General features: G+C 41.0%; 27 protein-coding genes and 1 pseudogene. 3 read left to right on the top strand and 25 right to left on the bottom strand.

Features of this window, described 5'->3' with window-relative positions:
* Positions 1-64: 64 nt before the first annotated feature.
* From TV75_RS11215 to TV75_RS11200, 4 genes are all read right to left on the bottom strand, one after another.
* Entirely contained in the window at positions 65-856 is a 792-nt protein-coding gene (locus TV75_RS11215; protein ID WP_044338816.1) for an aminoglycoside N(3)-acetyltransferase, read from the bottom strand.
* A gap of 567 nt (positions 857-1,423) precedes the next feature.
* On the bottom strand, positions 1,424-1,804 hold the full coding sequence (locus tag TV75_RS11210) for a hypothetical protein (protein WP_044338815.1): 381 nt from the start codon (positions 1,802-1,804) through the stop codon (positions 1,424-1,426).
* 189 nt (positions 1,805-1,993) lie between these two features.
* Positions 1,994-2,992, bottom strand: coding sequence for an ABC transporter permease (locus TV75_RS11205; protein WP_082051252.1), 999 nt, complete (start codon positions 2,990-2,992; stop codon positions 1,994-1,996).
* A complete protein-coding gene (locus tag TV75_RS11200) occupies positions 2,985-3,911 on the bottom strand; it encodes an ABC transporter ATP-binding protein (RefSeq protein WP_172655707.1) in 927 nt (308 codons plus the stop codon). Before TV75_RS11200 ends, TV75_RS11205 begins: the two co-directional genes overlap by 8 nt.
* A gap of 106 nt (positions 3,912-4,017) precedes the next feature.
* On the opposite strand from TV75_RS11200, the gene TV75_RS11195 reads away from it, so the two are divergent.
* The gene (locus TV75_RS11195) at positions 4,018-4,788 is read left to right on the top strand and encodes an SGNH/GDSL hydrolase family protein (RefSeq protein ID WP_044338814.1); all 771 of its coding nucleotides are present in this window, start codon (positions 4,018-4,020) and stop codon (positions 4,786-4,788) included.
* Positions 4,789-4,877: 89 nt separating this feature from the next.
* Here TV75_RS11195 and TV75_RS11190 read toward each other — a convergent pair whose 3' ends face one another.
* The 15 genes and pseudogenes from TV75_RS11190 to TV75_RS11120 all read right to left on the bottom strand — a co-directional run bounded on the left by TV75_RS11190 (position 4,878) and on the right by TV75_RS11120 (position 15,706).
* The gene (locus tag TV75_RS11190; RefSeq protein WP_044338813.1) at positions 4,878-5,411 is read right to left on the bottom strand and encodes a DUF4269 domain-containing protein; all 534 of its coding nucleotides are present in this window, start codon (positions 5,409-5,411) and stop codon (positions 4,878-4,880) included.
* Between the two features lie 87 nt (positions 5,412-5,498).
* Positions 5,499-5,963 (bottom strand): GNAT family N-acetyltransferase, encoded by a 465-nt coding sequence (locus tag TV75_RS11185; protein WP_044338812.1) that lies wholly within the window; start codon positions 5,961-5,963, stop codon positions 5,499-5,501.
* A 175-nt stretch (positions 5,964-6,138) separates the two neighbouring features.
* Entirely contained in the window at positions 6,139-6,564 is a 426-nt protein-coding gene (locus tag TV75_RS11180; protein ID WP_044338811.1) for a VOC family protein, read from the bottom strand.
* Positions 6,565-6,624: 60 nt separating this feature from the next.
* Complete coding sequence (locus TV75_RS11175) at positions 6,625-7,434, bottom strand: class I SAM-dependent methyltransferase (RefSeq protein WP_044338810.1); 810 nt, start codon at positions 7,432-7,434, stop codon at positions 6,625-6,627.
* A 144-nt stretch (positions 7,435-7,578) separates the two neighbouring features.
* Positions 7,579-8,370: pseudogene (locus TV75_RS11170) on the bottom strand (phosphotransferase).
* A 47-nt stretch (positions 8,371-8,417) separates the two neighbouring features.
* Positions 8,418-8,903 (bottom strand): GNAT family N-acetyltransferase, encoded by a 486-nt coding sequence (locus TV75_RS11165; RefSeq protein WP_044338809.1) that lies wholly within the window; start codon positions 8,901-8,903, stop codon positions 8,418-8,420.
* A 376-nt stretch (positions 8,904-9,279) separates the two neighbouring features.
* A complete protein-coding gene (locus tag TV75_RS11160; protein ID WP_044338808.1) occupies positions 9,280-9,897 on the bottom strand; it encodes an NUDIX hydrolase in 618 nt (205 codons plus the stop codon).
* A gap of 60 nt (positions 9,898-9,957) precedes the next feature.
* A complete protein-coding gene (locus tag TV75_RS11155) occupies positions 9,958-10,539 on the bottom strand; it encodes a GNAT family N-acetyltransferase (RefSeq protein ID WP_044338807.1) in 582 nt (193 codons plus the stop codon).
* Positions 10,540-10,745: 206 nt separating this feature from the next.
* Complete coding sequence (locus tag TV75_RS11150) at positions 10,746-11,063, bottom strand: hypothetical protein (protein ID WP_044338806.1); 318 nt, start codon at positions 11,061-11,063, stop codon at positions 10,746-10,748.
* A gap of 85 nt (positions 11,064-11,148) precedes the next feature.
* Positions 11,149-11,898: a phosphotransferase family protein gene (locus tag TV75_RS11145; RefSeq protein WP_044338805.1), complete on the bottom strand. Its 750-nt coding sequence runs from the start codon at positions 11,896-11,898 to the stop codon at positions 11,149-11,151.
* Between the two features lie 84 nt (positions 11,899-11,982).
* Entirely contained in the window at positions 11,983-12,480 is a 498-nt protein-coding gene (locus tag TV75_RS11140) for a DinB family protein (RefSeq protein ID WP_044338804.1), read from the bottom strand.
* Between the two features lie 65 nt (positions 12,481-12,545).
* A complete protein-coding gene (locus TV75_RS11135) occupies positions 12,546-13,490 on the bottom strand; it encodes an MBL fold metallo-hydrolase (RefSeq protein WP_044338803.1) in 945 nt (314 codons plus the stop codon).
* Positions 13,491-13,595: 105 nt separating this feature from the next.
* On the bottom strand, positions 13,596-13,796 hold the full coding sequence (locus TV75_RS11130) for a hypothetical protein (RefSeq protein WP_044338802.1): 201 nt from the start codon (positions 13,794-13,796) through the stop codon (positions 13,596-13,598).
* Positions 13,797-14,105: 309 nt separating this feature from the next.
* Positions 14,106-14,807, bottom strand: coding sequence for a class I SAM-dependent methyltransferase (locus tag TV75_RS11125; protein ID WP_044338801.1), 702 nt, complete (start codon positions 14,805-14,807; stop codon positions 14,106-14,108).
* A gap of 389 nt (positions 14,808-15,196) precedes the next feature.
* Positions 15,197-15,706: a hypothetical protein gene (locus TV75_RS11120; RefSeq protein ID WP_044338800.1), complete on the bottom strand. Its 510-nt coding sequence runs from the start codon at positions 15,704-15,706 to the stop codon at positions 15,197-15,199.
* Between the two features lie 282 nt (positions 15,707-15,988).
* Between TV75_RS11120 and TV75_RS11115 the strand changes: the two genes are divergently transcribed.
* Positions 15,989-16,279 carry a hypothetical protein gene (locus TV75_RS11115; RefSeq protein ID WP_044338799.1) on the top strand — a complete coding sequence of 97 codons (291 nt, stop codon included), beginning with the start codon at positions 15,989-15,991 and terminating at the stop codon, positions 16,277-16,279.
* 62 nt (positions 16,280-16,341) lie between these two features.
* Here TV75_RS11115 and TV75_RS11110 read toward each other — a convergent pair whose 3' ends face one another.
* The 6 genes from TV75_RS11110 to TV75_RS11085 form a co-directional block, all read right to left on the bottom strand.
* The gene (locus TV75_RS11110) at positions 16,342-16,692 is read right to left on the bottom strand and encodes a DUF4181 domain-containing protein (RefSeq protein WP_044338798.1); all 351 of its coding nucleotides are present in this window, start codon (positions 16,690-16,692) and stop codon (positions 16,342-16,344) included.
* Positions 16,693-16,760: 68 nt separating this feature from the next.
* Positions 16,761-17,411: a DUF4367 domain-containing protein gene (locus TV75_RS11105; protein WP_044338797.1), complete on the bottom strand. Its 651-nt coding sequence runs from the start codon at positions 17,409-17,411 to the stop codon at positions 16,761-16,763.
* Positions 17,404-17,949 carry a sigma-70 family RNA polymerase sigma factor gene (locus TV75_RS11100; RefSeq protein WP_082051250.1) on the bottom strand — a complete coding sequence of 182 codons (546 nt, stop codon included), beginning with the start codon at positions 17,947-17,949 and terminating at the stop codon, positions 17,404-17,406. Before TV75_RS11100 ends, TV75_RS11105 begins: the two co-directional genes overlap by 8 nt.
* Before the next feature lie 126 nt (positions 17,950-18,075).
* The gene (locus TV75_RS11095; protein ID WP_367379310.1) at positions 18,076-18,750 is read right to left on the bottom strand and encodes a lysoplasmalogenase; all 675 of its coding nucleotides are present in this window, start codon (positions 18,748-18,750) and stop codon (positions 18,076-18,078) included.
* A 330-nt stretch (positions 18,751-19,080) separates the two neighbouring features.
* Entirely contained in the window at positions 19,081-19,461 is a 381-nt protein-coding gene (locus TV75_RS11090; protein WP_044338796.1) for a hypothetical protein, read from the bottom strand.
* Positions 19,454-19,660 (bottom strand): hypothetical protein, encoded by a 207-nt coding sequence (locus tag TV75_RS11085; RefSeq protein WP_044338795.1) that lies wholly within the window; start codon positions 19,658-19,660, stop codon positions 19,454-19,456. Before TV75_RS11085 ends, TV75_RS11090 begins: the two co-directional genes overlap by 8 nt.
* Positions 19,661-19,814: 154 nt before the next feature.
* Between TV75_RS11085 and TV75_RS11080 the strand changes: the two genes are divergently transcribed.
* Positions 19,815-21,569, top strand: a complete 1,755-nt coding sequence (locus TV75_RS11080) for a S9 family peptidase (RefSeq protein WP_044338794.1) — start codon at positions 19,815-19,817, stop codon at positions 21,567-21,569.
* Positions 21,570-21,810: the final 241 nt, after the last annotated feature.

Below are 21,810 nucleotides of genomic sequence, written 5' to 3'. Positions count from 1 at the left end.
TGTAAAACAAAAGCGGCCGCTGCCCCGATCAGTAAGTTGAATGCAACCATTCAATCCCTCCAGGTCATTTCCTGTTTTTGTCCATCCAGCCGACAGCATAATCCACCATCTGTCTCATCGGCATTAAATAGCTCTGTGCATCTCCTACCATACTCATTTTCACATAGTCCGTTTCACTGTGAAAATCGTTAAATAACCGGTCAAAATCATCGGATTCATTGTTGATATCACGATACGTCGTCCAGACTTCCTTGTCCCCTCTTTTCACTTTGACATCCCATACTTTCCCTTTCACAAAGGTGTTGTTTTGCCTGTATTCAGCAAGGTGTAAAGAAGTGTTGGAATCCGTCGGTGCACCCAGAAGTAGGATATAGCTCCCGAGCTCATACAATTTCCCTAAAGGAGAGTCCTCGTTCAGGGAATCATCCAGTCCATGGTCCTGTGTCACATACGCAGTATCCCTTCCCCACGCAGCGAACGACGTGTGGGGATGCGGACTCCGTTTCACCCCATCCTGCTTTCTAAACGTCTCGGGGATGAATCCCATGTATGAGGTCGGCGTCAGATCAGGACGAAAGGTCGGCATATTGTCACGGATGAGTTTCAGCTCTTCATCGGTATATCCACTTCCAAATTCAGTCGGGTCACAAAGATGCTCGGTTTGGGTCGGCATCACGATGTTTCCATCGGGACCGACTGCCTCTTCCAGTGCCAGAATCACGGAAACCGGTCCGCCAATGACTTTGCCGATTGATTTTAATGATGAGTGGACGATGAGGCTCATTCCCTTTGTGACACCCATCCGCTTCAAATCTTTAATAATATGATCTTTGGTTATTAGCTTTCCTTTTTCCATAGTCTATTCTCCTCTAGTTCGATTCGCCTGATTGGTCCCTATGAAATATCTTCCGACCCCGAGCATCATACCGTCATCTGCGCCTAGTAACGTTCCAACGAATACGATATGGGTAGATAAATAGATTGAGGAGTAACCCGGCAATGAATAATAGCTTACCCGTTTTCAGGTTTGGTTTCTCCACATGTTTTTCTTTCAGTTGGTAATTCCAATTATTTCAAAAAAATCAGTATTCCACAATCCATTTCCATAATATTCCCTAAACAGGAAGCGCAGTTACAGTTTTGAGATTCCAAGCCGTGTAAGATCCCAACTGCTGCATCGCCAAATAAAGATTTCTTAAATTCACGCGAGTGCCCCATACACACCCTAAACTTTTGTTAGGTCGTGAATGGGTTTTTTATCGTCCTCCGGATAGCCTTTTCAGGAAAATATAAAAAGACCCCACGATTTTGTGGAGTCCTCTTTTAATTATGTGCATAAGGATGGACCTCTTAAAAAAGGAAAAGTCCGATACAATTTCCGGCAGACTAAACGGTCAATCCATGAAGAAAACAGTAATCCTCATTAGTCTTCCAGCAGTTTCGTTTCCATAAGTTTAATATTATCTTTATCTTTATAGTGGAATTGAAACGTATAATTCCCATTGGCAGTTTTGATTTGACCTTTTCCTTTCCCATCCTGGTTAAGGGTTAATTTTACATCTTGTGAAGTCCATTCTGAATTCTCTTCATCCTTGGCGTACCCTTCGCTAATTAAACGTTCTATCACAACGATAGAAACATTCTTTGCTACTTCTTCATACCTTTCCACATCATTTGTTTCAAACATTATCAAAGGAACCGCTAAAATAGCAAACAAGCAAATAAATACAAAAATCCCTAATGAATGACCTATTGATTCTGAAGCCATTACATCAGTCTCAATTACCTCTTGTCTCAAGCCCATATTTATACCTCTCTCACTGCAAATAGTTTGATATAAATATAGTCTCATTTCTACGTAAATATCTCAATATTTTACAGCTTCTCCCAACATATTCGTATGTAAGTTCATAGTCTACATCAATCATAGAATTGAATTTCATTCTTTGCCCTCATAATGAAATTAGATAATGAAAAGGTGCCTTGCTAATTATTAATAAATATCCTTCTGAGTAAAATTCCAAAACGCAATGGCAAGGCAAGCGACAGTCCATACTCCAAGTACTGTTAATGAAAAAGGCAGTGACATCCCTTCGATTGGAGGAGCTTGACCCTCTAAGTAATTGATCAGATCAAAATTCAAGTTCACCAAATACTTTGAGCTCGTCCAGCTTGAACCGATAGAAGATAATAGGGTGCCTGCAATCAACACAGCCATCATTGCCCCGATACCGGTTGCTGTATTTTTCACAAGTACTGAAATCATCAGGCTTATGGTTCCAACAGTCGCTGTCACGACCCATGCGAGACCTGCTGACATCAGCAAGTATTCCCACATCGGAAGGGTATGGATATTTGTCGTCGAAAACTCACCAGATGGAGAAGCTTGAAAGCCCGTCAGAATGGGTGCCGTCCAGCCATCATATCCAAGGACAATCCCTGAAATCCCATAGCAGACAATCACCGTAGCTGCCATCAGCATCGATGTATACAGCAAAACCGTCAGCCATTTGGCCATCAGGATCTTCCATCGTTTTACCGGCCGTGACAGTAATGTCTTGATGGTCCCATCATTGTATTCCCCACTCACAACATCAGCCATAATAATAATGATGAGTAAAGGCAGGACCAGGGTGAGTCCCTGTGAGAAAAAAATGCGGATGAATGTAGGCGCTCCAGGATAATTCGGGTTGATGTCTTTGTCCAAGTAATATTGCTTTTGCTTCAAATCAAATTCAAGGAATTGTCTGACCTCATCCTGGATCCCACTGGATGCAAGCCGGTTTTGCCGATCGACTATCTCCTGCTGCAGCTCCACTCGCCAGTCCAGGGTACCCTGCTTTTCCAACTTATCTTGTATCTCCCGGTATTGTGCATATGTAAACATGGAGACTAGAATGATCAAAATGGCGATGACAACCGCAAAGCGTTTTTTGGAAGCGATTTTCATTACTTCATTATGAATCAGACCAATCATATTTGGGTTAGACAATATGATCGCCCCCTGTCAAACTAATAAATAAGTCCTCCAATGTCTGGACCTTCCTTTCGATTGTCCATACCTCGATTCCCGCCTTTAGTAAAGCTTCATTCAGGATCGACGTTTTGCTTTCATCCATAAGAGTATGGACCGTATGATCATCGTACAGTTCTGCAGCTTGGACATAGGGAGATGCTTTAAAGATATCAAGCGCCCGAAAAGCATCATTGACTCTCCAGTCCACACCTGATGACAATGCATCCACTAAATCACTTACCGTACCTACCTTCACGATTCTCCCATGGCTCATAATCGCCACTCGATTGGCAAGCAACTCGATTTCACTTAATATATGACTGGATACAAGAACGGAAAGACCCGTTTCGTCGACCAGTTTCCTTATAAATGTACGAAGGTCCTTTATGCCCATTGGATCCAATCCATTCGTAGGTTCATCCAATATAAGCACATCCGGACGGCCTAACAATGCTTGTGCAATCCCGAGCCTCTGACGCATTCCCAGTGAATACGTCTGTACTTGGTCATCGATCCGTGCAGTCAAATCAACGAGATCGATTACTTCTTGTATTCGTTCACTATCCACCTTGGGCAGCATCCGTGCAAATAGTTGCAGATTTTCCCGACCGCTCAGATACTTATATAACTCTGGATTTTCTACGATCGAACCAAGGCACTGCATCGCCTGTACAAATTGCTTCCTCACATCAAAATCACAGATCTTAATGACTCCCGATGTTGGCTTGATCAGACCGACGAGCATCCGAATCGTAGTCGTTTTTCCAGCACCGTTGGGACCAAGGAATCCAAATACTTCTCCTGGATATATGTCAAATGATATATTATCAATGATCTTCTTTTTCCCTATTACTTTCGTTACATTTTTCAATTGAACGGTTGGCTTTATGCTCATATCATCACCCTACATCTATTCTAGCGAACTTTTTTCTCAATTGCTCTTATAAATACTCAGCAGGAGTAAAAGTTGGTACAATCATAATAGAAGGAGAGATTAAGAGATGAAAAAATGGATGTGGCAATTATTTATCACCCTTTCCCTTGCACTGACCGTCCTATTTGGATATGGATTTACAAGAGCCTATTGGGATGTCACCAACCCTCCCCAAGAGAAGATAGTAGCAGAAGCAGAAGAAGCCCCTGTCACTCCTGGAGAAACATATATTGCACTTGGCGATTCTTTAACAAGGGGGGTAGGGTCATCAAAGGGAGAAGGTTTTGTCCCGCTGGTCGGAAATCCACTTAAAGAAACGAATACCGTGGAGCGGTACCAAAACTTAGGTATACGAGGTGCAAGGATTGAAGATTTACTGGCCCAGTTAGAACAAAAGGATGTCAAGAGATCTCTTAAGGACGCCAAAATCATTTCCATCACGATCGGGGGAAACAATCTCTTTAATTCTGGTGAGATTTTAAATAATTATTCGGAAGCTGCCGCCCTTGGCATTCTGGAAACCGAAATTCCCAACTTGGAAAAAACGTTTGAAACCATTCGTGACATTAATAAGGATGCCGTCATCCTCTATATGGGACTATATAATCCCTTTAAGGAATTGTCGGACGGGGATTCCTTTGATTCTGTCATCCAAAAATGGAATGAAGCCGCCCGCACATTAGGCTTAACATACGACGTTCAAGTGGTGGATACCTTCAATTTGGTAACGGATGCCAAACGCGATCTTTCAAGTGACAACTTCCACCCTAATGATGCTACTTATCAGCAAATAGCTGAAAGCCTATCACTTGTCATTGAAAAAAACATTATAGAATAATCCCGGAAGCCACGGGGACAGGTACCGTGGCTTCTTATACCATCGATTAGACTTCATCGCAGTTCCACCTTTTAAGAGATTTCATTTGACTACTCTGTGATCATCCCTTCTTCAATCCCAAAACGGATCAGACCTTCATAAGGATCTCCCATGATGCCAAATACCTTACAAAAAGCCGGCTCTGTCTTGTAGCCTTGTTCTTTGAGATGGATCACTTTTTCTTTGAGGGCAGGATATTTTTGCAACAGTTCATGTTCGATCATCATATGGAGATACGCACGTTGCTTATGTACCGGCTGTGCCTGGCCAAACAGCTCAAACTCAAAACCACTATAAGCGAAATTCGCCTTCACGACCTCTTTCCCATTGATCATTTTTCTTTTGATTGTAAAGCCGTCTTTTTTGTTGTATATCGTTCGAATCAATTCTTCAAATGGTTCTAATTCATGTACTTCCATAATGATGTCAAGGTCTGAACTTGAGATGTCTATGCCAATGGGCAGTGTTCCGCATAGGACAGGAGTATAGGTACTTAAATCATTCAAGATATCCAGTTCCATGATGGCCGCGTATGCATTTTGTTGCTTTTCCGTCCCCATATTCATTCTTTCGAATAAATCCATTAATGGTACACCCCCTTGTCTGACGAGATCTTTAATAGGACCGTTCCGGCGCTTCCGACCTACTACCACCTACAAAGGTTCTTCAAGTTAGCACTCAAACCCCATTTTCACAAATTCATAAGTGCTTCCATTCGTATCTTGCATAAAAGTGTCAATATCCTTAAATCCTATCTTTCTATAGGCTTTTATAGCTCTTTGATTAAAAATAGCGACTGATAAGGTAATCTTAACTGGACTGAATGTTAACCGAACGAAATTAATACCAGCATTCAGAAACTCTAATCCTTTTCCTTTACCAGTCAAATCCGGTCTCATCCCTAATCCAATATCACACATTTCCGGACCCACTTGATCAACACTTAAAAATCCAATAAGTTCATCCTCTTTCAAAACGGCAAACACAGAGTCACCTCTAGTGTCAGAGTCTAAAAATTCATCTAAATCTTCTTGATCGGCTTCCATATCATAAAAAGAATATTCGCCATCATAGTACCAGTTAAAGGCAATATCTTCCGCTTGTTCCTGAGTCATCGTTTCAAACTTAAGAGTCATACATATCTCCTTTCCACTACCTTCTCCTCTTTGTCGAAGGGGCCCGGCGCTTCTTTTACTCTCTCCATGGATCCGTGGTTCTTATTGGTCCCACGCTTCGACATAGCTAAATCAGAACCCGTTGATAATAAAAAACCACACATATGATATGTATGGCCCTCATCCAATTTTCCCTTTAACTGTTATGGGAACTCAAATATTTCTCTCTGAATACCGGACTAAGTTCACTCCACACATCGAATTTATTACCATCTACATCATAGAAAACAAAATTCCTTCCTGAGTGACCTCTGTTTTCAATTTCCCCAACCCGCATCCCACTTTTGGTAAAGTCCCCATGAATGGTTTCTAAAGCATTCAAACCATTCACTTCGAATGTCATCGAAAAACGTTCCTCACCATGAACATCTATGAAATTAGCATTTTGATCTGCTTTTGATTTAACAAGAAAGATGCTTTGGTTGGCAAGATTCACGATCGCTTTATCTTCATCTTTATAGCTTAACTCTGCACCCAATTTATTGACATACCATTCAGCTGAAAGTTCTACATTTGTGACCGGGATATACGTTGTTCCGACCCTTACTAATTTTTCATTCATATAACATCCTCCCGCATTCGTATAAGTTCAATACCTTGTATATCCTGATAAAATTCAGGTTTACTTTTTCCTGCCAATATAAAGCAAATGAGATGAAATACCAAGAATATAAGGATCTGTTGCCTTCTCTATAACCAAGTCAATTATTTTCCTTACTTCCTCTTCCCCTTTTTCTCTCCAGTAATCCCAATTGCCATTATTCAAGACCGCACCTGCATTGGATCCGATCAGCTCGATGGTTTCAAATCCGTTTTCTTCCATAAAAGGATTGATGTCTTCTATATTAAAGTAATACGCACCTGTAAAACGTCCTTCATCTGCGTGATTGAAGGAGCCCGATTGGGAAAATTGCAAAATGGTATCGACATCATTGTTCGGCTTCCAATTTTCAGGAGCCAGGAGCGAGTTAAGGATGTGTCTGATTCTGGGCATAAAGGCAACAAAGACCAGCCCGTCCTTTTTAGTCACTCTCTTTAATTCTTGCACTGCCTTTATACGGTCATGTTCTTCCTGCAAATGATACATGGGACCGAGCATGAATGAGGAGTCGAACTGTTCATCCTCAAGCATATAAAGGTCTCTGGCGTCTGCTGCATGGAACCCTTCAAATCGTTCGTTTAACTCAAGTTCTTCCGCTTTAACTTTAGCAATGTCAACTAATCTTGGGGTCAAATCGGTCAGTGTTACCTTATAACCGGCTTTGGCAAGTTCCATCGAATATTTCCCCGGCCCGGCACCATTATCGAGCACATATCCCGTTTTGGGCATATATTTCCTTATATAGTGCCAATTCACCTGAAATTCAACTGGCTCACGTTCAAGTCTTCCCCACTCATCAAATTGATTGTAATACTCAATGATCTTACTCATTCATTTCACCCATATTCCACTTTTTACCTATATATTCGGTGCAACCTCGGTCAAATCCTGCTTAAACTACATACCAATTAGTAATGAATTCATCCAGCAAAAAAGCGCGATATAATATGATCGCGCCGATTGCTGAACTTGCTCTCAAATCCACTCTTTCCCATGTTCACGAATAAATGTTAGATCGTTTTGATAATGTTCATAATGACCTTCATCAATCATCTTTTGAAAAGCAGGGTCACCTTCGCCGGCTTTTCTCTTCATGTATTTACACAACCCTTCCAAGCGCAGCAATACCATCTCCAAATACCCTTCTTCCATTCCCGGCATACCGTAGGATTCAAAAAACAGTCTCACTTTTTATTTGATACGGTCCGCATCATGTGTAGGATGATAGTGAACGGCTTCACCCGCTTCGGTATGATAATGCCGGCTTAAAGGGATGCAGGTGTAAAGAGTATAGGCGATGTCCCAAAGTCTCGGGCCGGGGCCGGCAACATCAAAATCTATGATTCCTACTGGTTTTTTGTGATGAAAGATAATATTGTAGATGGCAAAGTCATTGTGACAAATCACCTCCATGTTCAGTGGAGTATTGTCCATGGGCTGCCATTCATCACTTAAAGGAAAATCACTAACCGCATCATGGTACTGACGAAGCATCCCCGCTATTCCTATCAATACATCATTTGACCACATGTGTTCTTTAAAAGGATAATTGCCGGCTTCCCCTTCAATGAATGATACTATCTCTCTACCTTTTTCATCGATGCCTAAAAGCTTCGGTGCATAACCAAACCCTTTACTCTCCAAATGCTTTAATAACTTGTGAATGTTGGGACTGTCCGGCTTTACATCCCGTCTGACTGTGTCTCCCGAACGGTATACGTTCGAGACATTCCCGCCTGTCAGCATTTCTTCTTTTTCACTCTTCATTTAAATTCCCCCAATTCAGGGGTTGCCCTATAACTAAATAGTCAACCTTATACATTCAATACCATTCTAAACATCTTCGTTATATGACCTTCAAGATCATCATCGAACTCAGAAACAACTCTGAACCCTCTTGCACGATAAAAATGGGTTCCTGTCTTATTCTCTTTCTCAACACTTATGTAGATTGACCTTACACCACTTAAGTCCTTTATCCCTTCCTGGAGCAGGGCAGTCCCAATTCCTCCACCTTGATGTTCCGGATCTAAGTAAATGGCCCCCAGTTCCACTTCCCCCTCTTCTTTTACAGGAGAGAAATTAGCGAATCCCACAATCTTTCCGTCCTTTTCAGCAACGTACAGCGAAGAAACCTCTAAGCGCTTTCGCATCATTTCATCACTATAAGCAGAGTTTAAGAAACTTTCTTGTATTTCAAGTGGAATGATGCCTTCGTATGTCGTATTCCAGCTTTTTCTTGCGACTTTCTGAACTTGATTTATATCCTGTTTCTCCATTTTGCGAATGGTATATTCCATCGTTCACACCCCTTAAAGTATTATATTTTTTCCGTCAATCAGGAAAAGAATCACGCGCACATTTGGATTAACAAAGGAAACACTGCTGCTTAAATCCTACCTGAAATTTTGTATCTGCTTCTTGAACCTTTTATAATCATCGGCGACATATTATTTACAACATGTAAACTCTATTAAAATAAAAATCTAAAACCACCTGAACCCAATACAAAATGCACATCGTAAAAAATACAATCACGAATGTGGTCAATGCTTTTGGTAATCTGTTGTAAAAGTATATGAATGCTAATCCAATTCCAATATGGAGGATAGCAAAAGGATACTATTCATCCTTGGCCTCCAAATTCTTTCATACATCCCTTAAACGACATGACCATTAATCATAAACCGTTTCTTTATGCGGATTCCTCAAGAATTCAAACAGCAGGTTGATCTGAGTTTCTGTATTCCTTCCGACTGATAGCTCAGGCAAATGATCTTTTTCAAAAAAATGGATTCCTTTTGTTTCGATTCCACTTTCTGCCCTTCCACCTGTCACCTCACATTGAATGAATAGTTTATAGTAATGGTAAGGCTGCGGGGGATGGGGATGCTTGTTCATATCGAGTATTGCGAGTAATTTTATAGGAGTTACATCAAAACCTGATTCTTCTCTTATTTCTTTGACGATGTTTTCACTTGGTGACAGGCCCACATCACAAAACCCACCTGGCAAAGACCATTTATCATCTACTTTCTCTCGGACCATCAGGATTTTGTTACCCTTGAATACGACACCGCGCACATCTACTTTCGGTGTCTGATAACCTGATTCATTCGTAAATAATTCCCTTACTTTTCTCATCTCTAAGTCTGTGTATTCCTGCATGATCTCCGCACTGATCGACCGTAATTCTTCATATCTCTCAATATCGTAAACATCCTTTGAAAAGGCCAGTCCGGATTGAGATAACGCCTGAATCCTTTTGGCCCATTCTAACCATTGATCACTCATTGTTCTTGCACCACCTTAAATTTCATACACATATATATGTTGACGGAAGATTGTCTCACTTTACTTCATGTTTCTCTTCCACTCTGACTTACTCAATCTATAATGATGATACCGTTCATTTTCGATCATCTGTTGACCCTGGTAGACAAAATCACATTTCTCGATCACTTTATTGGATGAAACGTTGTTAATCAAAGCTACTGCATTAACAATTTCTACATTTGTATGGGTAAATAGATATTTAATCAACCCCATAGTTGCTATAGTCGCGTAGCCATTCCCATGATATTCACTTGAAATGGCATACATAATCTCTCTATTCGGTGCGGGAAGCTCATTCTTCATACCCGTACAGCACCAACCAATCATTTCATCCGTCTTCTTACTGAATACCCCTAGTTTTAAAGGAAGATCTTCTACGTCGGGTGCGCAATCAAGAAAGGATTTATTTTCCGGTACTTCGTAGTTGGTAACCCATTCTACCCTTTGTTCTTTAGTAGATTTCCAATCTGGTAGAAAATGAGCAATTTCCGGCTGGTTTGATATTCTGTATATATCTTCTGCATCTTCAATAGAGAACTCTTGAAGATAAATATTTTCGCAATCAATTCTGAATAATCCTTCTGATGTTTTATGTTTCATAACTCTTCCCCTTGTAAGATATGCCTTTTTCGATTATCAACATTAACCTGCCATTAACTTTATACCAATTATTTCAAATTAGTGATGTAAACTCAATATCTAAATTCCATAAAAAAGAAGCTTACCTTATTGCGGATAAGCCCAAAACCATCATTGACCTATTTATTAATAAACGCTTCTGTATCCTTTATTCTAATCGAGGCTCCTTATTCAACATATTCCCGTCCATTTAATATGTAAGATTCAAGAATGACTCTGTCTGATGAACGATTATAATAATAATGGTATTTCTTTTTATCTCCTTTAATTTTCACGTATACTAACCAGTTTTTATCGCCAGGCAAGTTTGCAATAAAGGCATCAATCTCTTCAATGCTCTCTTTTGTCATATCCTTTTGATTTATCAAATAGCTTTCTATTGCTTTTTTTGCAGATGAGAGCTTGAATTGGATAAACCCATACCCCGCCCCTGCAAACATTAGAATTGTCAGACATATACAAATCAATATTTTGGATCTTTTCATATGTTATTACTCCCCATTTTCAATTCGCCCTTTGTTACTGAATTACTTCTGATTACAGTACAATTGATGAAGTGGCTCTTCCCTATTAAATGGGACAGTGCTGATGTACAATCTCCAAAAGACGCTCTGGTTTTTCTGATGAAACACACTCAGACAGTCTTGCCGCGGCGATAATGGGCGCCCATTGAAAAATTTCGTCTTTAGACAGACCGCTTTTCTCACAATAAAGACGCATATACCTATCAGCCAATTCAACCGAAACCTGTGAATATAGAAGATAAGTACGATAGATGTCAGCACGTATATCCCCTGCACTTGAATCAACCCAGTCGATAATGGTGACGTTATGCTCTGACATAATTAAGTTGAATAAATGAAAATCCCCATGACAGAGTTTTTCGTCGGAGGTGATCGAATCTAATTTTTTTAGTAAAGTAGACTTGCGTATATTATCCAGTCCTGGTGCAGATTCTATTTGTCGACGTAATTTTTCAGGCATAGGTTCAATGGATTTAGCTTTCATCTTATGAATGTCCATTTGTACATCAATAGACATGTTCAGATAATATTCCGCTTTTTCCATGTTGTCCGTTAGAAGATCCCCCATCGTTTTCCCTTTTATATGTTCCATTATGATGACCTGTTTACCATCTATTGTGGTTACATCAAATATTTCCGGCACAGAGAGTCCACACGAATAAGCATACTTTTGCTTATAAGCTTCATTAGTAGATTCCATATCTGGTAATGAATCATTAAAAACCTTGAACACCTTGTTTTCACAAAGATATACCTTTGCTGTATTTCCTATTGCAATAGGGGTTCCTAAATTCACTGGTTCTCACTCCTTTCACTTATTTTTTCCAGTAATTGAATGCAAAAGAAGCACGAGATGCGTCCAAGCGCTATGTGATTTCCTCTAAACCAAGTAACGTTCCAACTCTTCTTTTTGACGTAAATGATGTTGAAAATGCATTCCGACCAAATCATACCATTCCTTTGCATTCAGCCAGCCGAATCCTCCATGTTCACTCTTTTTAGTTGGGTGTATATCATCCACTTTCGTTTCCCAATGCGTCATTCGTTGAATCAATTGTTCCATCCTGCTGATGAGTTCTTCCTTGCTGTCTGAATTATTTGGTGGAGAATTCAGTTCATCTGGTAACCTTATTTTGATAGGTGGAAACCCTCCGTCCTCGAATAATTGCTCACCAAACCGGGTTTTCCCAAAGGGCTGTTCCTCATTCAATGCAGCACATTCTTCCATACGATCAAGATACTCATGGGCAACAATAATTAAGTGGTCATACATTTGTCCGATCGACCATACCCCTTCTTCCGAGATATACCTTAGCTGTTCTATTGAATAATTGTAGAGGTCACCTTTAAAAGTAATAAGAAGTTTAATGTCACTCATTTGAATACTCCCTTTCTATTTACTGATGTCCAGTGGCGGTTCTATAAAGATCATTCCAGCAGATTCTACTCTGAATAATACGCATAGACTTTAGATAAGTTACCTCTAATTCCGTTAACTCCTCTCCACACAGTATACGCATCAGGTATTTCCAAGTTAGAAACATAGACTTCCAAAGGCACGTTATTCTTCACTGCTTCTTTCGTTTTTCCAATCAAAAAGGCCAAATATTTTTCCATGGTACAAAGTAATTCATTCCCACCTGGATATCCGTGACCAGGTACGACAGTCTCCATATCCAATAGCTTCACCTTTTCTAGAATGGTACTAAATTCTTCAGGATCATAAATGGGTACATGTAAATCAACGGTGACCAGATCACCCATAAACCCGACCTTCTCCTCTGGCAAGTACAGAAATGTGTCGCTTGGGGTATGGCCTCCTCCCAGACAGTGCAATTCAACCTTTCGATGAGCACCTTGTATCACCAATTTCTCTTTAAAAAGAACGGTTGGGAGGACCAGCTTCATAGCAGGCAGGTCTTTTAGAATGGCTGACATTTCTTTATATTGATTTGTGAGACTGGCTTTCAAGATTCTGTCTGCAGTTAACTTGATTTGCATTTCCAGCTTATTCAAATAGTCTTCCGTTTCTTTTATTTCTGTCTTCAAATCTACTATTTTATTTTTCTTTTCAAACCAATTCCTTGTGAGGGAAGTGGAAATGATCATTGTTTCGGCAAATGCTTGATTACCGAATACATGATCCCCATGATAATGACTGTTAATCAGGTACTTCACTTTTTTCCCAGTCATCTCTTCCGCTTGCTTCCGCAGCTCATAACCGGCGGAAGGAGTGGAAAATGAATCGAAAATCAGCAATTCTTCACCCAAGTCAACGATACCGGCATTACTCCAGGCACCTTGGCCCTGCTTAGCGATAGCTGCATAAACTCCGTCACTTAAGATACATAAGCTAAAAAAATCGGTTTCTCGGATTATTTCTTTCACTCTTTTCACCCTTACAGGAACTTTATTGGTTGTCCACTCTATTAATGATTATTTCATATGACACATCTTTCGTATAAAACTTTCCCCTTCATATTAAGCAATCCTTCACTTATCCTTTCTCAGTCGCGGATGTCGCTGATCAGCAGCACTTAGTATAAATAAGGTGGCAATCCCGATGACAATTGCTTGTAGTATCATGGTTAAGCTGCCTATAGATAATACTAGAAACATTAGTGGACTGACTAATAGTAAAGATAGCCCTATTGTAAAGGCCACCTTTTCAGGTATTTCTTTTATTTTCCCCACCAGTTATCACCATTCCTTTTTGACAATCCTTCCCAAGGTTTCTACTTCGACAATGAGAAACCTGTTCAGCTTAATTCCAATTATTTCAAATCTGTGAATCATACTCAAGATAAATTTCCTCAAAAAAAGCTTACCCCTTTGGATAAGCTTCGTTTATTGAAGAAACATATAGTGCAAAAGAGCAAGATGCCCTTCCAGTCACATTTAAGACAGTGGCTTCGACATATCCATCATTTGTTCAAATCCGAGATTTTCATAAATTTCTTCACTATGTATGATCGATTTAGGGTATCAACCTTCACGAAATTCTCATTTAACAAACAAACCCGCCAGAAGTTCATTGGAACCAAATGTCCCCTTTGCCTCACTGCCTTCATTCATTCTTCTGAGTTCCACCGGCCCCAACTCGCTGAAGATTTGGGCCAGGGATTCTTCTGTGTATCCCAATCCACCCATTAACGTACCTTTTTTGTACACTTCTACGTCGGTTAGGTCAGCCCCGCCTAGACTGCCGCCTACAAGAAAACAAGTGATCCCAAAATGTCCTCTTTCTTTCAAACCCCTTTGTAGTAGTTCGAGATAGGTAATCCTTCTGTGAGGGGCCAGGTGATGAAAGCACCCGGAGTCATAGATAAAGTCGTATTCTTCTTTCTTTACGTTCAATTCAAATATATTTTCATGTATGAAATTGATCGAGAGCCCCCTTTCATCTGCACGCTCTTTCGCCCATTCCAGTGAAGTGATCGATAGGTCCACAGCATCGACCTCAAACCCATTTTCAGCTAAGAAGATGGCATTCCTTCCGGCTCCACATCCGAGATCCAACACCTTTCCCGGAGGTATGATTCCTTCCCGGAGGTAGCTCACTAAATTTTCATCTGGTAAATTGACAAAAATGGGGATTTCCTTCTCTCGATTTGCATAGAATCCATCCCAAAATATGGCCGGATTCCGCAGTAGTGAATCCAGGACTTTCATTAAATCCCCATAATTTCTAACCGTTTCAGTCATCGTAAACTCCCCTGTCAAAATGTGATACTTCCATTATATAAAAGAAAGTATCTTCCTTTGTTTCTACTATTTTACAAATAGATTATTTCACAGGAAGAAACGCACCTGTACCCAACGGCTTAAATCAACCTTAACCATAATAAAAAACTCATTTTCAGGTTAAAAAATACTTCTAATAGGAGAGTAAGCATATTTAACAGAACGTCACACAGAGCCTATATACGTTGATTTGGAAGATAAACCGATTGATATTTTAACGATAAATATTACAATTATTACATTTATGTAACAATAAATATTGGAATAAGGTCCATCTATATGGACTGGATGCAAAAAGGAGGGTGGACTAAGGATCCACCCTCCTTTTTTAGTATTGAAAATGATTTCATCTAGTCTGACACTTCACCCATGACAGGGTGTACCCGTTTTCCCTTCATCCAATTCATCACTCTTTCCATGGTGCATTGATACACATAAATGATAATAGCCAAAGACAGCACAATCATGTAAAAGAGGGTGGAGCTCATCTTTCTTAGCTTAAAAGCCCCCACTTGATCGTAAAACTTCACAACAGGAAAGGCGAGCAGGAAATCGATTACGGCATTTAACGCGAAATACCTTATAAAGTTTCCGAAAGTCAGCTTAAACACCCATAGGATCGTAATAAAGTACATCCCCGCCACAAACGGAATATCGATCGGGACATTTTTCAAGATAAAAGGATCCGCTTTCCACCACCTTTTTTTATTGGCAAATACACTGAGGATACTCCAAATGACATTCGTCACAATAGCTACGGATGTAAAACGCCTGAATACGTTCTTCCCTAAGAATGGTGCTGTGAACCAGGGAAGCACCAGAGTACAGAAAGATAATATAGTTGAATTCCTACTAGACACACTACGTCCCCCATTATTTGAATAGATTGTTGTATGTTCTCCTAAAATAGGAATTTTATGTATATTTTGTGATTTTCATCTTCAAAGTCTCCATTCCCCATAACCAATTACATTTTGCAATGAATATTAAAATATTTATATCCTACCAAGAATTCTAGAGATATGTTCCTATTCTGAGGTATTTATCTACAAACAATAAAGAATATGACCTATACCCAATAAGGATATCCATAGTATGATTGACTACATAATTACATTTTTTAACAAAAGGAGGTGGCGATAGTGGTGGATATCATTCAACGTTCAGTAAAATATGTGGTGGCGTCTTCGTTGATTCTTTCTGCCGGTGCAGCCGTAGAAGTTCCGAAGACATTCGCCGCAGAGAATGCCGGTACAATGGTCATAGAAGATGGCGGCGGACAAGGGGGAGTCACCTGGACGGAGTATTATCGGAAATATTCAGGGAGTTATTCCATCGTCATGTATCGAAGTGCAAACGGCGGGAAGCAGTGGAAGGAAGTGACCTATAATCAATATGGATACATCATTAAGGTTTTGTATGGAACATACTAGTAATCAAAAAGGATGATGGATTCTGGATCCGTCATCCTTTTCTTCAAGTGAATCGAATATTTCTACACTAAGAAATCCAATGTATAACCAACCGTTAAAAATAGGATGAAGAATACAAGACCCAGAAGTGTAATAATATACTCTCTTTCGTCTCTATTCATTCTCCATTGTATAATGGCCTCGAATCCCCAAATGAAGAAAATAATCAGCGCCCCAACCAGTTCTGCTTGAAAAAACACAATACATATAAAAAAAATTGTCCAACTGATTCTCATAACCCAAGTGTGAATCAGTCCAGCCCCTTCTAAGTGGGATTTTCTGTTATACGGGATGTTCCACCATCTCCTGACAATCTTTTCAACAATAAAGTACAAGGCCAGGAAGAAGACAATATAAGCGATAAAATAGTACATGAGATATACCTCCAAAGGTCTGTCTGCCTTCTAGTGGCAGGACCTACTTATATAAAATTCGAGAGCCTTTAACGAAACGACTCCGCCATCTTAATCATATCCTTTTTGGACAAGGTGACGTCAGATCCCCCGGGCAGGTATTCCATTTCATATTTAATGGTCCCCCCTTCAATCCATATCAACCGGTTGACCTTTGCCGTGCCTTCTGACTCGTAATAGCTTCCTTTGGCCCCGCCGACTTCCACTGCGTCCTGGGACAAGGTCAGTTCTTCACTCGGATCAATGGATTGAAACGATAGTCTGATCGTTTGCCTTTCCTCTCCCGTCAAAGTCACCCATTCTATTTTCCCTGAAGAATCCTCACTTGTCTTGGTCGTGACCTCCGCTACTTCAAATGGGGCCTTGGTCAGAAACTTGAATTCTCTGCTAAGGGATTTAGGACGATCTTCGGCCTCGTATTGATAAAAAGGGGCACTGGCGTTATTTCCGTCAATGAGTCCCAATTGGGTTCCACCGAAATAAACGAATAAAGAGAGACATACGGCAACGAATAAAAAGGACATGAAAGGAGCCAGGGTAGGTTTTTTATTGAAAGTGAACGATCTTGACCGTTTCGAATGGATCTCATTCAAAATGTTTTCCCTCATCTTATTGGTGAAACCACGCTCTTTGAAGGTCTTTTCTTTCATCAGACCCCGCAAATGTTTAAGTTCATCCATTGTTATACACCTCGTTCCGTTTAATCGCTGAACCGAGCAATGCTTTTCCTCTTGTCAATCGGGTCTTGACGGTATTTGTGTTCAGATCCATACAGGCCCCGATCTCGGATAGCTTCATTTCTTCAAAATAGTAAAGAAAGATGACCTCCCGATATTTTATGGGCAGGGACAACACGCTTTGGATCAGCTCGGAATTCTTTTCCTTCTCGATCACGGTTTGTTCCGGAGCCCCCATCTTTCCTTTCACCATGTCATTGATTTTATTGGATATGCTGATCATACGTGTATCCCAGCGCCTTAAATAATCCTTACAGTGATTGACAGCCACGCTGATGATCCATGTTTTAAGGGTGGAATCCTCGCGAAAGGTATCCATCTTTTGATAAAACTTGATGAAGATCTCTTGTGTCAGGTCTTCAGCCAGGCCATGTTCCTTCACATAGGAATAGACAATGTAATAAACATCATTTCCGTATTCGGTCATGGCTTTTTCTAGTAGTCTATCCTTTTCCGATTTGGAGATATTTCCGGATATCAAATGCTCACCTGCTTTGTATGTATCTTCACTAAATAAGACGTTTCGTATAGAGAAAAAGTTTGGATAATTTCACAATTTGTCAAAAAAACACGCCTGGCGGAACTTCTCGCCAGGCGCACGCGTTGTTTACATGGAGATCCTTTTTCCCTCTTCATGCCTGACTGTTTTCCCTATGCTTCCGAGGCTGGTGGCGATCAGAAACTGTGCCGAGTAGTAGGTTGTCATGATCAAGACATCCGAATAAGGAATGGCTGACACGAACATATTCCATGACAGGATAGAGTCCGAGATGACAAACAGGATGCTTCCGGCAGCAGCCCAAGGGTTACCGGTCAGGATCGCGGATAGGGCCATCAGGGAAATGACCAGCATGTAGGCCACGACCGGGATCACTAGACCATCATTTCCATCTGTTTGGAGCGCGGCAATCAGTTGTCGGCCGATGATGAAGGAATACATCCCAATCGGCAGTATAGCGGTGAGGCGTGACTTGTTGATACGGGACATTTTGATGAAGCCCATCAAGTAGAAGATGTGTCCAACAAGGAAGGCTCCGAGACCCGCTATAAATGACAAGGCAATAAACCCGTCACCCAACATGCAGAAAAACAGACCGATGACGATGAGGCGCATGGCCGGTGCTGGTCTGGCAGGCAGCTGACGTAATGCGTAGAGAATGATGAGCACCATCGGGATCAGCTTAAAGACGATTTTCAATGTCAAAGGTTCTGGCGGAATGACGAATAGGTAGATGGCTGATATTAGTACGATCAGGATAGGGAGCATCCATTTTTTCAACATGTTTCACATCCTATTTAAGCGATTTATTCTTATTTCTATGGCATATATACTCCCTTTGAAGAAAAAATTCCTTCTTTCTAGCCTTATATGAAGAGTCCATCTCAATAATAGTTTGAAATCTCCCCTCCCTTTCAAGGACAAGACCAGTAATTAATCCGGTTTGGATGATTGATCCTGTTCCGGACTTATCGATCCTGAATATGGATTATTAATCCCCTTATCTATTAATACATCCTAGATGTCGAATTTTCTTTATTGCTAACATGGTTGGTCAGGTCCCAAATAAAAAATGAACGCAAAAACCACTCATGAAAGAAGTGGTTCTTGCGTTCATTCATTGAATGAAGTTGACTTTTCAATGATTTCTCCACCTGAACCAACACGATAATGAGCAATCGAGTTGGTCGCTGAGTCTTCTCTCGTAAGCCCATCCTTAAAGTTAAACGTGATTTCCCAAGCCTTTGAATCACTGCTGAAATGGGTTTCTTTCGAAAGGAGTTCCGTGTCATCCATACTTATTTTTTCAAAGCGTGTTTCATTATGTTCCTTTACATCTTTTTCAAATTGTTCCATGGCAATGGCTTCAGCTTTCTCACTATCAATGCCTGCCGTTCCATCATTCTGGCAGCCTAATAATGAAAGGATAACCATAGAGGTTACAACAGCCATCATAAGTCTTCTTAAATGAAACTTCCCATTCCCGTCAAACATTCGGTCCGCCACCCGAATGGTGATTCTGATTCATGGCCTGCTGGGAATGCCGGGCGGACTTTTCGTATGCTTCATCCCTTGGATTTCGGGACGTATTCTTGATGCTATCTCCGTAAAACCCCATCTTCCTGGAACCGATCCAAATCCTGATAGCAAAGTAAAGGACCAGAATTCCGACGAAAATAAAAAAATACATCATTGGGTTTCCTCCCCTCCTTACTTCTTATGTTCCCTTAATGTCAATTATTTCAAATGTTTTGGTGTTGGGCAACACCTATTAATGATTGAATCCCTCACTTATAAATGGAATAATATACCTACACCTTATCCATCTGGAGGAATGTCCTATCCGTATGCCATCACCTGAAGTTGAACAATACTTTCAAACCATTGAAATCAACACGTTTAATGTAAATGAAAACGGGGAGAAACTAGTTTTCAGCACCAACCTGAACGGGGAATATAACCTGTGGGCCATGGATTTGCCCCAAACATTCCCCTATCCACTGACGACCATTAACCAGAACAGCAGCCTCATCCATATCGGCCCAGATTACATAGTCGCTACCTTTGAGAAGGATGGTGATGAAAATTATCAGCTGCATTATTTGCCCATGTCAGGAGGATCCCCCCTGCCTCTCATTGAAGGAGAATCAAGTTCGACCTGTTATCATGCCTGCTTTACTACGAACCATGAAATCGTCTACTCTACCAATCACGAAAACCCATTATTGAATATCTATAAAACGGATGTACGAACCAACCAAACCACCCTGATCCAAAAAGGGGAAAACGCTCCAATCGTGGTTGCAGCCGTTTCTCCCGATGGGACCTATGTGTTTACGGAAACCTACTCCAACACCCATGTAGCAGCATTCTATCAATCTACTGAAGGAAGAATCCCACTTGTCCCGGATCCCGGTATCACCCATATCATCCGTGATGTTCTGATTGCTGACGATACCGTGTATTTTACGACCAACTACGAAAAGGAATTTTCATATCTCGCTTCTTTTAATCTCTCAACCTACGAATTTCAGCCTGTCTTCACCTTGGAAAAGGAGGAAGTCACCTCCATCCAGTTCAGTGCGAACTCCTTGGTCGTTTCCACAGAAAAAGGTGTGGGAGATCGGCTATATGAGTATGATGTTACGAGTGGGGAACTGGTACCCATCGACACGCCCTGTGATATCATTAAAAAAATGATGGTCACAAGGAATGGAATGCTTTTTGTTTTAGGCCAGTCAGCCGACAGGACCGATACGATTTTCAAAAGGGATTCAGACGGTGAATGGACCCGGGTGACCAATACCAAAGTGCTTGGCATACAGGAAGGAAGTTTGATCAAGCCGGACATCGTCCACTATGAAAGCTACGATGGACTCACTATCGAAGCATTGCTCTTCAGACCTCAAAATCCGAACGGCTATACCATCTTATTGCCTCACGGGGGTCCCCAGCAGGCAGTGCGCATGAAGTACAGACCATTATTTCAATACCTTGTCCAAAGCGGATACACTCTCTTCGCCCCGAACTTCAGGGGCAGCAAGGGCTACGGTGCCACCTTTGAAAAGATGGTGGAACAGAACTGGGGGGACGGACCGAGGCTCGATTGTGTAGCAGGAATGGATTGGCTGCTGCAGGAAGGAATCGCGGAAAAAGGCCGGATCTTTTCCTTGGGTGGAAGCTACGGCGGATACATGAGCCTCCTCCTTGCCGGAAGACACCCGGAGTATTTCTGTGGCATCGTCGACATCTTCGGCATATCCAATCTTCTCACCTTCTTACAGAACGTTCCGGCTAGCTGGAAGCCCCTTATGAATCAGTTGGTGGGAAACCCCGAGAAAGATTACGACAAACTTGTAAGGGATTCGCCGATTACGTATATACATCATATGAATGCACCTATGTTCATCATTCATGGACAGAACGATCCCAGAGTGAAAACGGAGGAATCAGAGCGTATCGTAAACCACCTGAAGGAAAAGGGGATTGATGTGAGGTATCTTCTTTTTGAGGATGAGGGACATGGATTTTCGAAGAAGAGGAATGAGATGAAAGCTTATAAGGAGATTCGCGGGTTTTTGGATGGTTTGGTGAAAGGGTGAATTAGGGGCCAAAGGGACAGGTCCCTTGGCTCCTTTTCACCTTCGTTCGTTCTTTATCTTGCCATTAAAAAAGACTCGTCTCATCGACGAATCTTTTAGGCAGTATCATTTCAAAGGAAAAAAATATTTCTCCATTTCCCTTTCAGATATAATCATTCTGATGGATAAATCTTTCGTTCGTAAAACAAATTCCTTGATGCCAATATACTCAGATTCAGCAATCAAATAAAATTCGGACCCC

Source organism: Rossellomorea aquimaris, assembly GCF_000935355.1.
In the GTDB taxonomy this organism is placed as follows: Bacteria; Bacillota; Bacilli; order Bacillales; family Bacillaceae_B; genus Rossellomorea; species Rossellomorea aquimaris_B.
Note: the sequence above shows the minus strand (reverse complement) of the source record. Positions and strands in the feature narration are given on the sequence as shown.

Coding starts and splice junctions, on each gene's coding strand:
- TV75_RS11200 (WP_172655707.1), bottom strand. CDS start 3,911: ATGAGCATAAAGCCAACCGTTCAATTGAAAAATGTAACGAAAGTAATA.
- TV75_RS11180 (WP_044338811.1), bottom strand. CDS start 6,564: ATGAATGAAAAATTAGTAAGGGTCGGAACAACGTATATCCCGGTCACA.
- TV75_RS11165 (WP_044338809.1), bottom strand. CDS start 8,903: ATGGAATATACCATTCGCAAAATGGAGAAACAGGATATAAATCAAGTT.
- TV75_RS11160 (WP_044338808.1), bottom strand. CDS start 9,897: ATGAGTGATCAATGGTTAGAATGGGCCAAAAGGATTCAGGCGTTATCT.
- TV75_RS11215 (WP_044338816.1), bottom strand. CDS start 856: ATGGAAAAAGGAAAGCTAATAACCAAAGATCATATTATTAAAGATTTG.
- TV75_RS11140 (WP_044338804.1), bottom strand. CDS start 12,480: ATGAGTGACATTAAACTTCTTATTACTTTTAAAGGTGACCTCTACAAT.
- TV75_RS11155 (WP_044338807.1), bottom strand. CDS start 10,539: ATGAAACATAAAACATCAGAAGGATTATTCAGAATTGATTGCGAAAAT.
- TV75_RS11125 (WP_044338801.1), bottom strand. CDS start 14,807: ATGACTGAAACGGTTAGAAATTATGGGGATTTAATGAAAGTCCTGGAT.
- TV75_RS11150 (WP_044338806.1), bottom strand. CDS start 11,063: ATGAAAAGATCCAAAATATTGATTTGTATATGTCTGACAATTCTAATG.
- TV75_RS11080 (WP_044338794.1), top strand. CDS start 19,815: ATGCCATCACCTGAAGTTGAACAATACTTTCAAACCATTGAAATCAAC.
- TV75_RS11085 (WP_044338795.1), bottom strand. CDS start 19,660: ATGATGTATTTTTTTATTTTCGTCGGAATTCTGGTCCTTTACTTTGCT.
- TV75_RS11090 (WP_044338796.1), bottom strand. CDS start 19,461: ATGTTTGACGGGAATGGGAAGTTTCATTTAAGAAGACTTATGATGGCT.
- TV75_RS11195 (WP_044338814.1), top strand. CDS start 4,018: ATGAAAAAATGGATGTGGCAATTATTTATCACCCTTTCCCTTGCACTG.
- TV75_RS11110 (WP_044338798.1), bottom strand. CDS start 16,692: ATGTACTATTTTATCGCTTATATTGTCTTCTTCCTGGCCTTGTACTTT.
- TV75_RS11185 (WP_044338812.1), bottom strand. CDS start 5,963: ATGACTCTTAAGTTTGAAACGATGACTCAGGAACAAGCGGAAGATATT.
- TV75_RS11175 (WP_044338810.1), bottom strand. CDS start 7,434: ATGAGTAAGATCATTGAGTATTACAATCAATTTGATGAGTGGGGAAGA.
- TV75_RS11190 (WP_044338813.1), bottom strand. CDS start 5,411: ATGGATTTATTCGAAAGAATGAATATGGGGACGGAAAAGCAACAAAAT.
- TV75_RS11210 (WP_044338815.1), bottom strand. CDS start 1,804: ATGGGCTTGAGACAAGAGGTAATTGAGACTGATGTAATGGCTTCAGAA.
- TV75_RS11105 (WP_044338797.1), bottom strand. CDS start 17,411: ATGGATGAACTTAAACATTTGCGGGGTCTGATGAAAGAAAAGACCTTC.
- TV75_RS11095 (WP_367379310.1), bottom strand. CDS start 18,750: ATGTTGAAAAAATGGATGCTCCCTATCCTGATCGTACTAATATCAGCC.